The 15,316-nt window shown below is 71.9% G+C and carries 13 protein-coding genes; 6 read left to right on the top strand and 7 right to left on the bottom strand.

The features are described from left to right. Window positions 1-49 precede the first annotated feature (49 nt). The 6 genes from AC0VYL_RS03960 to AC0VYL_RS03985 form a co-directional block, all read right to left on the bottom strand. Window positions 50-1,603 carry a lipopolysaccharide biosynthesis protein gene (locus tag AC0VYL_RS03960; RefSeq protein ID WP_475482353.1) on the bottom strand — a complete coding sequence of 518 codons (1,554 nt, stop codon included), beginning with the start codon at window positions 1,601-1,603 and terminating at the stop codon, window positions 50-52. Next, window positions 1,573-2,448 carry a sulfotransferase family protein gene (locus AC0VYL_RS03965; protein WP_475482354.1) on the bottom strand — a complete coding sequence of 292 codons (876 nt, stop codon included), beginning with the start codon at window positions 2,446-2,448 and terminating at the stop codon, window positions 1,573-1,575. Before AC0VYL_RS03965 ends, AC0VYL_RS03960 begins: the two co-directional genes overlap by 31 nt. A 117-nt stretch (window positions 2,449-2,565) precedes the next feature. Then, on the bottom strand, window positions 2,566-3,789 hold the full coding sequence (locus AC0VYL_RS03970; protein ID WP_475459305.1) for a phosphotransferase: 1,224 nt from the start codon (window positions 3,787-3,789) through the stop codon (window positions 2,566-2,568). Continuing rightward, entirely contained in the window at window positions 3,786-5,198 is a 1,413-nt protein-coding gene (locus AC0VYL_RS03975) for a ligase (protein WP_475482355.1), read from the bottom strand. The genes AC0VYL_RS03970 and AC0VYL_RS03975 overlap by 4 nt, the downstream gene beginning before the upstream one ends. After that, complete coding sequence (locus AC0VYL_RS03980) at window positions 5,195-7,375, bottom strand: chain length determinant family protein (RefSeq protein ID WP_475482356.1); 2,181 nt, start codon at window positions 7,373-7,375, stop codon at window positions 5,195-5,197. The genes AC0VYL_RS03975 and AC0VYL_RS03980 overlap by 4 nt, the downstream gene beginning before the upstream one ends. Window positions 7,376-7,610: 235 nt before the next feature. Next, on the bottom strand, window positions 7,611-8,003 hold the full coding sequence (locus AC0VYL_RS03985; protein ID WP_475459311.1) for a DUF4190 domain-containing protein: 393 nt from the start codon (window positions 8,001-8,003) through the stop codon (window positions 7,611-7,613). A gap of 324 nt (window positions 8,004-8,327) precedes the next feature. Between AC0VYL_RS03985 and purN the strand changes: the two genes are divergently transcribed. From purN to AC0VYL_RS04005, 4 genes are all read left to right on the top strand, one after another. Further along, window positions 8,328-8,939 (top strand): phosphoribosylglycinamide formyltransferase, encoded by a 612-nt coding sequence (purN, locus tag AC0VYL_RS03990; RefSeq protein WP_378742222.1) that lies wholly within the window; start codon window positions 8,328-8,330, stop codon window positions 8,937-8,939. Next, on the top strand, window positions 8,936-10,498 hold the full coding sequence (gene purH, locus AC0VYL_RS03995; protein WP_475482357.1) for a bifunctional phosphoribosylaminoimidazolecarboxamide formyltransferase/IMP cyclohydrolase: 1,563 nt from the start codon (window positions 8,936-8,938) through the stop codon (window positions 10,496-10,498). Before purN ends, purH begins: the two co-directional genes overlap by 4 nt. 21 nt (window positions 10,499-10,519) lie before the next feature. Then, window positions 10,520-11,377: a bifunctional methylenetetrahydrofolate dehydrogenase/methenyltetrahydrofolate cyclohydrolase gene (locus AC0VYL_RS04000; protein ID WP_475482358.1), complete on the top strand. Its 858-nt coding sequence runs from the start codon at window positions 10,520-10,522 to the stop codon at window positions 11,375-11,377. A 425-nt stretch (window positions 11,378-11,802) separates the two neighbouring features. Next, window positions 11,803-12,090 carry a hypothetical protein gene (locus AC0VYL_RS04005; protein ID WP_475482359.1) on the top strand — a complete coding sequence of 96 codons (288 nt, stop codon included), beginning with the start codon at window positions 11,803-11,805 and terminating at the stop codon, window positions 12,088-12,090. 16 nt (window positions 12,091-12,106) lie between these two features. On the opposite strand, the gene AC0VYL_RS04010 is transcribed toward AC0VYL_RS04005, so the two are convergent. Next, window positions 12,107-12,712: an FHA domain-containing protein gene (locus AC0VYL_RS04010; protein WP_475459321.1), complete on the bottom strand. Its 606-nt coding sequence runs from the start codon at window positions 12,710-12,712 to the stop codon at window positions 12,107-12,109. A gap of 528 nt (window positions 12,713-13,240) precedes the next feature. On the opposite strand from AC0VYL_RS04010, the gene AC0VYL_RS04015 reads away from it, so the two are divergent. After that, window positions 13,241-13,594: a DUF3017 domain-containing protein gene (locus AC0VYL_RS04015; RefSeq protein ID WP_475459324.1), complete on the top strand. Its 354-nt coding sequence runs from the start codon at window positions 13,241-13,243 to the stop codon at window positions 13,592-13,594. A 179-nt stretch (window positions 13,595-13,773) separates the two neighbouring features. Then, complete coding sequence (locus AC0VYL_RS04020; RefSeq protein ID WP_378742246.1) at window positions 13,774-14,991, top strand: NADP-dependent isocitrate dehydrogenase; 1,218 nt, start codon at window positions 13,774-13,776, stop codon at window positions 14,989-14,991. Window positions 14,992-15,316: the final 325 nt, after the last annotated feature.

The raw sequence follows: 15,316 nt of genomic DNA on the forward strand, positions 1-15,316 counted from the left end.
GAGTGTCGGCTTGTGGGTGTCGTGCACACGGTGGGTGGACGGACCGGGTTCACCTCCGCAGTTCGAGGCGGTCGCGCAGCCGCCAGACCGTGCCGAGGTGCCCGAGGGCCCCCACCAGCACCGCCGCGGCCAGGACCGGGACCCCGCCGCCGGTCGCGGCGTCCAGGAGCATCGGCAGCGCGCCGAACCACACCAGGGCGCTGCCCGTCGCGGCCAGCACCGGACGGCTGAACGGGTGCAGCACCACCAGGGAGCGCAGCTGCCACAGGGGCAGGAGCTTGCGGACCAGGGCGGAGACCACCAGGGCCACGGCCGCGCCCGCAGCCCCGTACGCGGGCACCAGGAGCACGCACACCGCCACGTTGGCCAGCAGCGACATCACGTTGTTGAGCAGGTTGAGCCCGGTGCGCCCGGTCATCGTCAGGACGAGGTCGCCCATCCCCAGCACCTGGGCGGTCAGCTGGCCCGCGCACACGATGACCAGAGCCAGCACCCCGGCGGCGTACCCGTCCCCGAACAGCCGCATCACCTCGGGGGCGAACACCAGCGCGGTCAGGTACAGCGGCCAGTTCAGGCACACCAGCCAGGCCGTCCCCGCCTGGTACAGGGAACGCACGGCCGCGTGGTCGCGCGCGGCCAGGAGCTCCGCGAAGCGCGGCTGGGCCGCGTAGAGCACGGCCTGGGTACCGAACTGTCCGACGACCATGATCCGCGTGGCGGCCGTGAAGACCGCCGCCCCGGCCAGCCCGTTCAGCAGCGCCACCATCACCACCCCGCCGCGCTGCACCCCCATCTGGGCGACCCCGCCCAGGGCGCGGGGGAGCGCGAACGACCAGAACACCGCCGGAGTGACCCGCTCGTCGCGGTTCTCGGGACCGACCGGTGGCGGCTCGGTCGGCTCCGGGTCGGCTGGCGCCGGGTCGGACGGCCCGGCCCGGCGCACGATCCGGCCCAGCCAGAACCACGCCAGCACCGCCGCCGGGAGGTACGGACCGGCCCAGGCCAGGGCCAGCAGCCCGGCCGAGCCGGACAGCGCGATCATCCCCACCAGCCCCAGCTGGGCCAGCGGCCGACCCACCTTGTCCACCACGACCGTCACGGACATGTCGTGGTGGGCTCGGGTCGCCGCCAGCGCGGAGTCGGTGAGCACGGCGAAGGGCAGGAAGAGCGCCAGCGTCCGCAGATAGGCGGTGGCCTCCTCCGACCCCAGCGCCTCGGCCAGCGGCCCCGCGAAGACCATGAGCCCGGCCGCGACCAGGCAGGACGCCAGCACGGCGGGGCCCAGCGCCAGCCGCAGCAGCACCGGCACGCCCTCGGGGCGGCCGAACACCCGCATCCGGGCGATGAAGTACACCAGCCCGTCCGGGGCGCCCGCGTTGGCCACCGCCGCCATGATCAGGAACACCGAGGTGGCCGAGAACAGCAGCCCGGCTGTCTCCTGCGAGAACGCCCGGGTGATCGCCACGATCAGCGCGAGGTTGAGCGCGGCGCTCACCACCGCCCCGGCCATGTTCACCGCGCCGCCGCGCAGGACGCGGCCCAGGCCGTTCCCGGAACGCGTCCCCGTGGGGGTCACGCGCACCACGAGGGGGTGCGCCCCCACCAGGCGGCCAACCGGGCGTCACTGTCCGCGAAACGCGAGGTGAGCTCGGCGCGCAGGGTCTCGGGCATCACCGCGCGCTTGCGGGCGTTGTGCCTGCCCAGGGAGATGTCCCGCCCCGGCGGAAGACCGAGGAAGTCGAGGATCCCGCCCAGCGCGCGGGGACCGCCGTCGAACAGGTCGGCGTAGTCCACCACGTGCATGCGCTCGCGCCCCACCGCCGCCTCCATCCGCTCCAGCTGGTCCGCGTAGCGGCCCCGCGCCACGTACCCGTGGTGCTGGTGCGCGTGGGAGTGGTGGGCGGGATCCTCCACCAGCCGCTCCTCGGTTCCGGCCAACCGCTTCTCCTCCAGTTCGAGGGCGCGCGCGAACGGCTCGGTCTCGAACCCCCGCGCGGTCTCGTGGGCGTGCGCCGAGTAGGCCCGCTCGACGGGGTCGCGCAGGATCACCACGATCCGCGCGTCCGGCAGCTCCTTGGCGATCCGTTCGGCGGAGAGCGGATGGAACAGGTAGTAGGGGCTGGACTCGAACACCCGGACCCGGGGCCGCCCCCATCGGGGCCGCAGCGAGGCGCGCAGCGGGAAGTGCGACCGGTACCAGTCCGGCCCGTGGTGGTGGCCGGTGTCGAAGTAGTGCACCCCCTTGCGCAGCACCGGTCCGGTCGCCCCCGGGTGCTGGGACAGGGCTTTGAAGAGCGAGGTGGTGCCCGAGCGCTGGGCCCCGCAGATGAGGAAGTCGGGCACGGCTCGGGCGGCGCTGGTGACACCGCCCAACCCGTCCGCGAGCGGCAGCAGGGCCCGCCGAGCCGGGACGGCCAGGCGGTTCAGGGGCGAGGTGGCCCGGGGCATCGCGAGCTCCTAGTGTGCGTGGCCCCCGTCCGGGACGGGGACCGGGCTGATGTCGGCCAGCCGCGGAGCGGGCGCGGCTGCTACTTCGTGCGTGTGCCGGGCGGCCCGGCGCGGCCGTCAGACGGACCGGACGGCCTCGTGGGCAGCCCTCTCCTGGAGTCCGTCCAGCGCGGGCAGCAGCCAGTCGTCGACCGCGGCCATGCCGCTGCCGGACTCCGCCTGGCGGTCGTGCAGGTAACGCGTGGCGAGGTCGATCAGGTACAGCGCCATCACCGTGGACACGGTGTGGTCCCGCAGGCCGAAGCCCGCCAGCATCGGATCGCGGAGCAGGCGCGTGCCGCTGTCCAGCCACCGGTGGACACCCGGGTGCACCCCGGCCTGCACGCACTCGTTGAGGTCGAAGTGCAGGGCGTCGAACCCCGCGGGTGCGTCCATGGTGAGCCGCTCCCAGTCCCAAACGAAGGCGCGACGCGCCGTGCTCGCGATGTTCCACCTGGTCAGGTCGCCGTGCCAGGCCCCGAAGGGCAGGGACACGTCGGGGAGCCGGTGCAGCGCGGTGCGCAGGGGAGTGGCCTCGGGACGCGCGCCGAGCCTGGCGATTCGCTCGTCCAGGGTCCTGCGGTACGGGCTCTCCGAGAGTCTGCGCTCGCGCACCTGGGCCAGCCCCACGATCTGCGTGACGCAGCGCAGCAGCTGGTGCCGGGTCGGCCGGTCCGTCTGGTGGCCGACCGGCAGCGCCTCCTGCACCAGCATCGGGTGGCCGTTCCACTCGCCGTCGTAGAGCAGCCGGGGCACGGTCACGTCCCGGAGCCGGGCCTGCGAGAGGTGGCGCAGGGCCCGGGTCTCGGCGTGCACCAGGCGCGCGGTGAGGTCGTTGACGGCGACCTTCGCGTAGCCGATGGTGCGCCCGCCCGGGGTGAGCAGGAGCAGGACCGGTTTGCGGTTGGCGCGCGGCGGGCCCACGTGGATCGCGATGGCGAGTTCGCGGTCCAGGGCCGTGGTGAGCGCGTGCTCGATCCCCGGCCCCGCGCCCACGAACAGGCGGTCGCGCAGCAGCAGCGGCGCCACCCCGGTGGCGAAGGCGCTGGTCAGCAGCAGGGTCCGCAGCCGCTCGCGCAGGGAGTGCCCCTGCGCGAAGGAGGTGATCCCCCGCGTGGCCGCCGAACGGTTGTGCGCGGGCAGGATCACCCGCGGGTTGTGGGCGTTGGGCACCGGGAGGTACTGGTTGCCCCGGTTGCGGTACGCCATCCGGCGCACCGCCCCGTCGCCGGTGCCGAGCAGGCCCCCGCAGGGCCACAGCACCGCCGCGAGGTCGGTCAGATAGGTGGTCTCGCTGTTCACCAGGCACCCCCGCCGGTGTGCGCGGTCCCGCGTCGCCGGAGCACCGGTTCCTCGCCGCGCCAGAGCAGGGCGACGGCGATCATGGTGACGGCGAGGGGGGACATCAGCGCGACGTAGAAGAACATGTACCAGAACAGAAGCAGGACGGTCAGCAGTGCTCCCTGACCGACCGGAGTGGACGCGGCGCGGTAGCGCCACGCCACCCGGGCGAAGAACCCGAAGAGCAGCACGGTGCCCACCCAGCCGCTGGAGATCAGGGTGATCCACAGCTGACCGGCGTTGCCGATCACGTGCTGGCCGCATCCGGGGCATTCGGCCGTGGGGCCGATCGCGATGGAGTCGGAGCTGCCCAGCGCCTCCCGGGTGGTGCCCCAGCCGTTGACCGGGGACAGGTGGGCGGCCTCGACGGACGCGGAGTTGGTCGCCGCCCGTCCGTCGTCGCTGTGCGGGTTGTCGGCGCGGGCCCGGACCACGTCCGCGAGCGGGGACAGGGCCAGGGCGATCAGCACAGCGACCACGGCGACCGCCCCGGCGCCGACCAGGACCACGCGCCCCCGGCGCACGGCCTGCACCGCGCCGAACGCCAGGGAGAGCGCCAGCCCGGCCCACAGGGCGCGGTTGAGGGAGTGCACGACCGGGACCACGGACACGGCGACCAGCGCCAGGGCACCCAGCCGGGCCCACGCCGAACCCTGGACGAACCAGCCCACCACGACCCACACCAGCAGGAGGGACAGCATGTAGCCCCACACGTTGGTGTACTCCCATGGCGCCTTGGGGCGGGCCGACTCGATCCCGCCGAACACGTCCATGACCTGGGCGGAGGCGGGATGGATCAGCGTCTGCATGTAGGGGTCCTTGGCGAGGGACCCCGGGATCAGGTACTCCAGCGGCGCGGTGAACTCGAACCGGGGCGCGAGCATCCCGAGGTAGCCCCCGGCGACCGTCACCACGCAGAGCACCGCCAGCGCCCACACCACCACGCGGACCGGGAGTTCGCGCTCGGTCAGGTTGCCCACGTAGAGGAGCAGCACCGTGAGCACGAGGTAGTTGATCACCCGTAGCAGGGCGCCAGCGTAGCCGCCGCTCTCCGGCACCGTCCCCGGCATCTCCAACGGGACGAGGGTCAGGCCCAGGACCGCCCACACCAGGAACAGCCCCCACAGCCAGAAGCCGGGCGGGACGCGCAGCCCCACCGTCCGGTGGCGGCGCACCAGTTCGGCCAGCATGGGGACGGCGAAGAGCCAGTAGGCGAACTGCCCCATCCCCAGTGCCCACCACAGCGGGTACCCGGCCAGGAGCCACACCAGCGGGTACCCGGTGACCGGGGCGCCCCCGCGTCGCGGCGCGACCTGCCAGGCCGAACCGTGCACGTGTCGGCCGCCGACGGCGGCGCCCCGGCCGGTCAAGACCGTGACCCCGCGGCCGCGGGCCTGTGCTTGGTCGCCTTCTTCTTGGCGGACGTGGCGGACGTGCCCTTGGCGGGCTTGGTGCCGTTCGATCCCGTCGGAACCTCGGCCTCGGCGTCGTCGGCCTCGCTGGTCACGGAGACCTCAGCGGTCTCGGCAGGCTCGTCGACCTCGGCGGTCTTGTTGGCCGCAGCGGTCTCAGTGACCCCGGTGGTCTGAGCGGGCTCGGAGGACTCCGTGCCCTCAGCAGCACCCGCGGTCTCGGCGGGCTTGGTGGCCTCCGTGGCCCCGGCGGTCTCGACAGGCCTCTTGGACTCAGCGACCCCGGAGGCCTCAACCGCCTCGGAGGACTCCGTGGCCTTGGCGGACTTGGCGCTGGACCCCGTCGGAACCTCAGAATCGACGTCGGCCTTGCCAGCCGCAGCGGCTTCGGCGGCCTCAGTGGACTCGCCGGACTCTGTGCCCTCAGCGGCACCAGCGGACTCGGCGGCCTCCGCGACCTCGGTGCCGGAGGGGGCGCCGACGGCACCGCTCCCGGCCTTGTCGGCCTTCACTGCCGACTCGGCCCGACCCGACTCCGGGGCCTCGGCGGACTCCTGCGGAGCGGGAGCGGACGCGGAGACGGGGACCGGGTTCGGCTGGCGGGACACGGTGACGGTGCCCGGGACGGTCACCCCGAACCGCGCACCGGCGGCGACCAGGCCGGTCAGGTCCGCGCGGCGGGTACGGCCCAGTTCGACCACGGGCAGCAGGAGGTCGGCGGACCCGGCCAGGGCGTGGGCGTCGGCGCTCTCGACCACGGAGGCGGTCACGACCACCACGAACGCGGCGCGCGGGCGCAGCAGCTCCACCAGTTCGGCGGCGCCGCCCTGGATCGGTGCGACGGTTCCCGGGCGGCCGTGGCGGAGCACCCGCAGGCGCGGCACGGCGGTGGGGCGCGCCTCCAGGTCGGCGGGGTCCTCCCCGTCCACCAGGACCTCGGCCAGGCCGGGCCCCTGGGGAAGGTCGAGGAGTTCCCCGGCGGTGTCGGTGCGCGGGTCGGCGCAGACCAGGAGGGTCTCGGAGCCGGTCCGGGCCAGGGCGGCGGCGAGGTTCACGGCGGCGGCGGTGCCCGCGCGCCCCGGGGTGGTGCCGGTGACCACGAGCACCTGTCCGGGGGCGGGCCGGTCGTCGGCGTCGTCAGCGGTCGCGGCGGCCACGGGGGTGTTCCCGGTGAGGCGGGCGCGGACCAGGTGCGCGAACTCGTTGGCGTGCTGGCCGCCGGGTTCGGCGTCGGTGAGCAGACCGGGGCCGGAGCCGTCGGCGGTCCTCGCGGAGGACAGGTCCAGCAGGACGGGGACGGCGCCGACGCGGGCGGTGTCCTCGGTGTCGTGCACGCGCGGGTCCAGGCGGTCGCGGACCACCGCCGCGAGCAGCCCGGTGAGCAGGCCGAGGGCGACCCCGGCGACCAGCCACAGCGCGGGCACGGGGGAGGAGGGGGACTCGGGCAGTTCGGCCGGGGTGATGACCTGGCCGGGCGAGACCGTCTCCAGCAGGGCGCTGAGCGGGCTGATGCCGTTGCCGAGGTCGCTGATCTCCTGGCGGAGCGCGTCCGCCTGGGCGTCGGCGCTCACCCGCGCGGCGTCCGAGTCCCCGGCCGTCAGCTCGGACAGCCGCTCGTACAGGCCCTCCTGCTCCTCGCGCAGGGCGTCCAGCCGTGCGTTGACCAGGGCGCGGGTCCGCTCGGCCCGGTGCTCCAGGTAGGCGGTGGCGAGGGCGTCGGCGCCGTCCCGGGCCACCTCGGGGAAGCGTGCGGAGTAGTGGAGTTCGAGGATGTTGCTGTTGGAGGGGACGGTGACCTCGATCCGCTCCCGCAGGTCGGCGGGGGAGGGGTCGCCCGGAAGCGCCTCGGCCATGCCCCGGGTGACCTGGTCGGAGACGGCCACCTGGGCCTCGCTGTCGAGGTTGACGTCCCCGGTGAGGCGGCCGGACCGCTCCCCGGTGAACTCGGCCATCTCGGTCGGCTGGACCTGCACGGCCGCCACGGAGGTGTAGGTCGAGGGAACCGCGAACAGCCCGGCGGTGGCCAGGACCAGCCCGCCGAGCACTCCGGCGCCCACCAGGCGCCAGCGGCGCCTCAGCAGCGCGGTGTACTCCTTCAGTTCCGGTCCGGACGGGCCTGGGACGTCGGTGTCCATCGGGTCCTCTCCACACAGACATGGCAGCACTTTTAGTGAACGATTGCATACTAAGTGTAATCCCTTTGGCTGTGGCTGGTGGTTTGGGAAACCGCGCTTTTCCCATGTGGTGATGTCCGCAAACCGGCGATGACGTGGGTCGATACCACCCGGAGTCGGACGAAGGCACCCGAAACGACGAAGGGGGCGGTGGGAGAGATCCCACCGCCCCCTTCGCGGAGCGCTGTCGCCGCGGCTAGCCGCCGAGGATCACCGGGGGCAGCCCGGTGTCCGACTCCCACGCCTCGTCGCAGTCCTTCTGGGTGGACACCGTGTGCGATCTGGCCGAGCAGTCGCGGTACGCGGAGGCCTGGTCCTGGTAGACGAACAGGACCGAGATCATGGCCGAGGACACGACGATCCCGACCACGCCCAGGGCCACGCTCATCAGCGCGCCCGGGGCCTGCGACCCGTGCGAACGCGCCGCGCGCCGGGCCCGGAACCCCTGCACCACACCGAACACGGACAGCACGACGCCGTACGGCGGGAAGAGCAGGCCCGCCAGGCCCAGGAACAGCCCCCACAGGCCTCCTCGCTCGACCCTGGGCGGCTGGCCGTCGGCACGGGGCTCCGGGCTGTTGTCGGTCACAGGTTCACTCCTTCGGGGACGCCCCGCACCGTGGGGCGCCGTGGTCCGCTCGCCCGAGCGGATCGCGTGGCGTTGGTGAGACGGGACCGCGACCCCTCCGAGGCCTCCACCGGAGGCGGAGACGGCCCGGTCCGCGTGAGGTAGACGCTACCCGGCCCGATAGGGTGGGAACGCGGACGGGCCGACGAGGCCCAGGCCTGGCGTCCGTACCAGGCGTACGCGCATCCCGGATGCTGTGCCGTCCCCCGGCGCCCCCGGGAGTGGGGACCCGGTCCCCGCACCGTTCTTCAACACATGAGGGAGACGCACGCTTTGTCCGCGCGAGTGGTGGTTCTCATATCGGGGACGGGCAGCAACATGGCCGCCCTGACGGAAGCCGCGAAGGACCCCTCCTACGGGGCCGAGATCGTCGCAGTGGGAACGGACCGCGAGGGAACACGGGGCGTGGAGGTCGCTGACGCGGCCGGAATCCCCACCTTCGTCGTCCCCTTCCGCTCCTTCTCCGACAGGTCCGCCTGGGACGCCGCCATGTCCGACCGGATCGCGGAACACGAACCCGACCTCGTGGTCTCCGCCGGGTTCATGCGCATCCTCGGGCCCGCCGTCATCGGCCGCCACCAGGCCGTCAACATCCATCCGGCACTGCTGCCCTCCTTCCCCGGCGCGCACGCCGTGCGTGACGCGCTGGCCCACGGTGTCCGCGTCACCGGCACCACCATCCACTTCCTCGACGAGGGCGTCGACTCCGGTCCGATCATCGACCAGGTCGCGGTGCCCGTCGAGGACGGCGACGACGAGTCCAGCCTCCACGAGCGGATCAAGGTCGTGGAACGGCGCATGCTGGTCGACACGGTCGGCCGCCTCGCCCGCGAGGGCTGGACCATCGACGGCAGGCACGTGCGGTTCGGCCGCACCGACACGAAGGAGTCCCGGTGACCCAGCAGGCCATCAGGCGTGCGTTGATCAGCGTGTACGACAAGACCGGCCTGGAGGAGCTGGGCCTCGGCCTGGCCGCGGCCGGGGTGGAGATCGTCTCCACCGGCTCCACCGCCGCCCGCCTCACCGAGGCCGGCGTCCCCGTCACCCCCGTCGAGGACGTCACGGGCTTCCCGGAGATCATGGAGGGCCGGGTCAAGACCCTGCACCCCTCCGTGCACGGCGGTCTCCTCGCTGACCAGAACAACCCCGACCACGTCGCGAAGATCCGCGAACTGGGCATCGCCCCCTTCGACCTGGTCGTGGTCAACCTCTACCCCTTCTCCGACACCGTCGCCTCCGGAGCCTCCGAGGCCGACTGCATCGAGAAGATCGACATCGGCGGACCCGCCATGGTGCGCGCCTCGGCCAAGAACCACGGCAGCGTGGCGATCGTGGTCGACCCCGCCAGCTACGGCGCCACCCTCGAAGCGGTCCGTGCGGGCGGCTACACCCTGGACCAGCGCAAGCACCTGGCCGGGCTGGCCTTCCAGCACACCGCCGCCTACGACGCCGCCGTCGCCGACTGGTTCGCGGGCACCTACGCCCCCGACGCCGAGGCCGAGAGCACCGGCTGGCCCGCCTTCCGTGCCTCCGTGCACACCCGCCAGGCGGCCCTGCGGTACGGCGAGAACCCGCACCAGAAGGCGGCGCTGTACACCGAGGCCACCCCCAGCGGCCTGGCCGGGGCCGAGCAGCTGCACGGCAAGGCGATGTCGTACAACAACTACGTCGACGCCGACGCCGCCCTGCGCGCCGCCCACGACTTCGACGAGCCGTGCGTGGCGATCATCAAGCACGCCAACCCGTGCGGGATCGCCGTGGGCGCCGACAACGCCGAGGCGCACCGCAAGGCGCACGCCAGCGACCCGGTCTCCGCGTTCGGCGGGGTCATCGCCACCAACCGCGAGGTCGGCGCCGAGCTGGCCGGGCAGATCTTCGAGGTCTTCACCGAGGTGGTCGTCGCCCCCGGGTTCACCGCCGAGGCCGTCGAGACGCTGTCCCGTAAGAAGAACATCCGCCTGCTGGTGGTCTCCGACCCCGCCCAGGGTCCGCGTGTGGAGACCCGCCAGATCAGCGGCGGCCTGCTGGTCCAGGACACCGACGTCATCGACGCCGAGGGCGACGACCCGGCCACGTGGACGCTGGCCACCGGGGCGCCCGCCGACGCGGAACTCCTCGCTGACCTCGTCTTCGCCTGGAAGGCGGTGCGCGCGGTCAAGTCCAACGCGATCCTGCTCGCCTCCGACGGCGCCACCGTGGGCGTCGGCATGGGTCAGGTGAACCGGGTCGACTCCGCCGGTCTCGCGGTCTCCCGTGCCGGGGAACGCGTCCGGGGCTCCGTGGCCGCCAGCGACGCCTTCTTCCCGTTCGCGGACGGGCTGGAGATCCTCACCAAGGCGGGCGTGCGCGCCGTGGTCCAGCCCGGCGGCTCGGTCCGCGACGCCGAGGTGGTCGCCGCCGCCGAGGCGGCCGGGGTCACGATGTACCTCACCGGCACCCGCCACTTCTTCCACTAACCAGTCAGCGAGGAGCTACGCATGAGCGCGATCGTTCTGGACGGCAAGGCCACCGCCAAGGCCATCAGGGAGGAACTGGCGGAGCGGGTGGCGAAGCTGCACGCGAAGGGCGTCGTCCCCGGTCTGGGCACCGTCCTGGTCGGTGACGACCCGGGCAGCCACTCCTACGTGCGCGGCAAGCACCGCGACTGCGCCCAGGTGGGTATCGCGAGTATTCGCCGCGACCTGCCCGCCGACGCCACCCAGGAGCAGGTGGAGCAGGCCGTCCACGAGCTCAACGAGGACCCGGCCTGCACCGGTTACATCGTGCAGCTGCCCCTGCCGCGGGGGCTGGACGAGAACCGGGTGCTGGGGCTGATCGACCCGGCCAAGGACGCGGACGGCCTCCAGCCGGTCAACCTGGGCAAGCTGGTCCTCATGGAGAAGGCGCCGCTGCCGTGCACCCCGCGCGGCATCGTGGAGCTGCTCAACCGCTACGAGGTGCCGATCAAGGGCGCCGAGGTCGTCGTGGTGGGACGGGGGGTGACCGTGGGTCGTCCTCTGGGGCTGCTGCTCACCCGACGGTCGGAGAACGCCACCGTCACCCTGTGCCACACGGGTACCCGTGACCTGGCCGAGCACACGCGCCGGGCGGACATCGTCGTGGCCGGTGCGGGTGTGCCGGGGATCATCACCAGGGACATGGTCAAGCCCGGTGCGGCCGTGCTGGACGTGGGCGTCTCGCGTACTGACGACGGCCTGGTCGGCGATGTCGCCCTGGACGTCCCCGAGGTCGCGGGGCACGTGTCGCCCAACCCGGGTGGTGTGGGTCCGATGACCCGGGCGATGCTCCTGGTCAACGTGGTAGAGGCCGCCGAACGCCAGGCCGCCGAGCTCTAGGCTCCGGTTTGTGGAGGGGCGGTCCCGTCCGGGGCCGCCCCCTCAGCTGACGGGCTCGCGCTGGAGCAAGGCAATCCGAACGACGCGGCCTGGGAGAGCATTGAGCCTTATGGCGACTACGGGAGGAATGTTCCCAGTGTCCGTATTTCGAGAAGTTGGAAAAACGGCCACTTGCCATTGGTAAGTTGCCAGTTCAAAGAGTCTGCTCCCCGCGCACGTGGGGATGGACCCAGTTCGTCATCAGCCTCGGCACCGAGGCCGAGCTGCTCCCCGCGCGCATGCGGGATGGACCTTGCCGGTCCTACGGGCGTGCTCGGGACCGGCTCCTTCATGGCCGACGGCGTATCCTCAGCCGACCGGCGAACACGCGACGCACGACGGCGCGGCCCCGGGTATCCGCCCCTCCCCAAGGCAAGGTGGACGTCATGAGTGAGAACTCCCCGAACGAACAGTCATGGTCCGGTACCGAGCTGGCCCGTTACGAGGCCGCGCTGGAGGCGATCCACGGCGCGATGGGCGCCTACAGCGCCCTGATCGCTCACGAAGAGGCCAAGGACGCCCCCGATGAGCGGGTGATCGCTAAGGCAACTGAAGGCCGACGCGCGTGCGTCCGCCGCCGTGAGGCCCTCGACCCCGCGAACGCGACCGATATCGCGCGGGTGCGTGCCGAGTTCAGCGCTCTGGCCGAGACGGTGCGGGCCGCCCGCCGGTGAAACCCGGCGACCGTGATCAGCTGGCTCGGCGGGTGCGTCCCCCCACGGGCATCGGGCGGACCAGACCGAGGGCGACGACCTCGTTCGCCAACCGGGTGCGCCGGTTCTGCCCCTCCGGGATGCGGAACTTCTGGTAGAGCCGCAGCAGGTGCTGCTTGACCGCCGCCTCGGTGACCACCAGGGCCTCCGCGATGTCGCGAGCTGTGGCCGGGGCCACGAAGGCCTCCTCGGACAGCGCGGGCTGGCACAGGGCGGTGAGCACGTCCAGTTCACGGCGGGTCAGTTCGGGCGCCGCCCCACGACGTAGCTCGATGTCGGGGCTGAGCTGCTCACTGGGCAGGCCGCCGATCCGGCAGCGGGCGCCGCCGAAGCTCACCACGTCCCCCTCCTCCAGCACGCGGCGGGCGATGGGCCGCCCGTTGACCCGGGTGCCGTTGCGGGACAGGCCGAGGTCGACGACGTAAACGTAGGGCCCGCGCCGGACCAGTTCGGCGTGGAGCTGGGAGACACTCGGGTCGGTCAGTCGGATGTCGGCCCCCTCGCCGCGGCCGACCGTGGTGACCTCGTGGGGGAGGGGGCGGATGTCACCGGTCTCCTCCAACCGAAGGTAGGGACCGTCCACGGTGACTCCTCCCGGGCTGCTGGGGCGCGGTCGGTGGGGGTGCGGCCTACGGTGGTGGAGAGGTGGCTGTCGGGGGGTGGCCGATCGGTCTACACGTCGCGTGGGCTTCATGGGGGTCGTCCTCGCTCACCGGTGCGCTCATCTCCACCTTGGTTACCCGGCTGGTACGTGTTCTACGCGCTTACTTCGGAGTTAGGCGGATAAGGCGGGGAAATACGGCTCTGTGACCGAACCGGAAGCAGGAAACGGTCACGGGAGGCCCCCGAGGGAGACAAGTCCGTTTCCGTGAGCCCTGGGGCTTCGGCCGTGCGGTTCACTAGTATGAAAGCGGTCCCTCCGGGATGACGGCGCCCCTGTTCGTGCGGGGCGTTCGGAACCGCCAAGAACATGAGCCACACTGGGGTGCCGTTCGGTTTCGGACAGCTCCTCCTCGACGTGTGGCCGGTCTGTGCCAGCCGACCGGGGAGGGGCCGTGGGTACGGGCCGCGCGGCGGCCAGGCAATTCGGAAGCGAACGGGTCGGGACGCGGTGGACGACGCTGAGCAGACGCAGGTGGCGCGGTCGGACGGGGGCACCCCGGACGGCGGGTCGGAGGGCCGTGGCCGCCCGAAGGTGCCCTACTGGCTCTCCCAGGTGCCCTACGCGCTGGTGCTGTCGGCGCTCGCGGCGGGGATCGTCGTGGTGGCCGCCGCCTACTTCAAGCGCGGACCGGCGATCATCGCGGCGGCGCTGCTGCTCGCGGCCACCTTCAGGTTGTTGCTGCCCAAGGACTGGATCGGACTGCTCGCGGTACGCCGGAGATGGGTCGATCTGTTCACGCTGGTGGCGCTCGCGGTCCTTCTGATCGTGTTGGCCTGGGTGGCGCCGCAACTCTCCTCCTAGGCGTCGAATAAGCTTGATGTCGAGATACCGCGACACTGACAAGCTCCGCCTCCCGGGCAGCACGGACACCGGGCGGGATCAGGGATTGCCGCGCGCGCGGACCGGGACCGGCCACGAACCGGCCCCGACTCTCCGCCGCACGAGGCGGTAGCGAGGACTGAAGGGACAGCCACACAGCCATGGCCAAGATCAAGGTCGAAAACCCCGTAGTCGAGCTCGACGGCGACGAGATGACCCGGATCATCTGGTCCTTCATCAAGGACCGCCTGATCCTGCCGTACCTCGACATCGACCTCAAGTACTACGACCTCGGTATCGAGGAGCGTGACCGCACCGACGACCAGATCACCATCGACGCGGCCCACGCCATCAAGAAGTACGGCGTCGGCGTGAAGTGCGCCACCATCACCCCCGACGAGGCCCGCGTCGAGGAGTTCGGCCTCAAGAAGATGTGGCGGTCGCCCAACGGCACCATCCGCAACATCCTCGGTGGTGTCGTCTTCCGCGAGCCCATCATCTGTGAGAACGTGCCGCGTCTGGTGCCGGGCTGGACCAAGCCCGTCATCATCGGCCGCCACGCCCACGGCGACCAGTACAAGGCCACCGACTTCAAGGTCCCCGGCCCCGGCACGGTCACCATGACCTACACCCCGGCCGACGGCAGCCAGCCGGTCGAGTTCGACGTCGCGAACTTCCCCGAGGAGGGCGGCGTCGCGATGGGCATGTACAACTACCGCAAGTCCATCGAGGACTTCGCGCGGGCCAGCCTCAACTACGGCCTGGACCGGAACTACCCGGTCTACATGTCCACCAAGAACACCATCCTCAAGGCCTACGACGGCATGTTCAAGGACGTGTTCGAGGAGATCTTCGAGACCGAGTTCAAGGACAAGTTCGCCGCCGCGGGCATCACCTACGAGCACCGCCTCATCGACGACATGGTCGCCGCCGCGCTCAAGTGGGAGGGCGGCTACGTCTGGGCCTGCAAGAACTACGACGGTGACGTCCAGTCCGACACCGTCGCGCAGGGCTACGGCTCGCTCGGCCTCATGACCTCGGTCCTGCGCACCGCCGACGGCAGCGCCGTCGAGGCCGAGGCCGCCCACGGCACCGTGACCCGTCACTACCGCCAGCACCAGCAGGGCAAGCCCACCTCGACCAACCCGATCGCGTCCATCTTCGCGTGGACCCGCGGTCTGGAGCACCGGGGCAAGCTGGACAACACCCCGAAGGTCGTCGAGTTCGCGAACACCCTCGAGGACGTCGTCATCAAGACCGTCGAGGGCGGCCAGATGACGAAGGACCTGGCCCTGCTGGTCGGCTCCGAGCAGGAGTGGCTGACCACCGAGCAGTTCCTCGCCGCTCTGGACGAGAACCTGAGCAAGCGTCTCGCCTAGGGAGTGTTTTTTGGATGCTTTCGCTGGTGGCGGCGGAGCCGCCATCGATGTGAGCGGCCTCCAGGCAATCTCTCGCAAGACGATGAGTGAAGGTCAGCCCGGGTTTGGCTGTCCGAGCTTCATCGGCGCAGCGAGAGGCAGCCTGGTGGTCGCGAGCGCGGAATGATCCAAAAAACACGACCTAGGTCCCGGTTCGTCGCGGCGGTCCTGAGCCGACCGGCGCGGTGAGACCTTGGCCACGCCCGGGCGTCCCCGTGAGGGGGCGCCCGGGCCTCGTCGTCCCCGGGGGTCCCGGGGGCGGGGCGAGACGCACGAAACGCGGTGT

It is taken from the genome of Nocardiopsis sp. iso_238, from assembly GCF_056173325.1.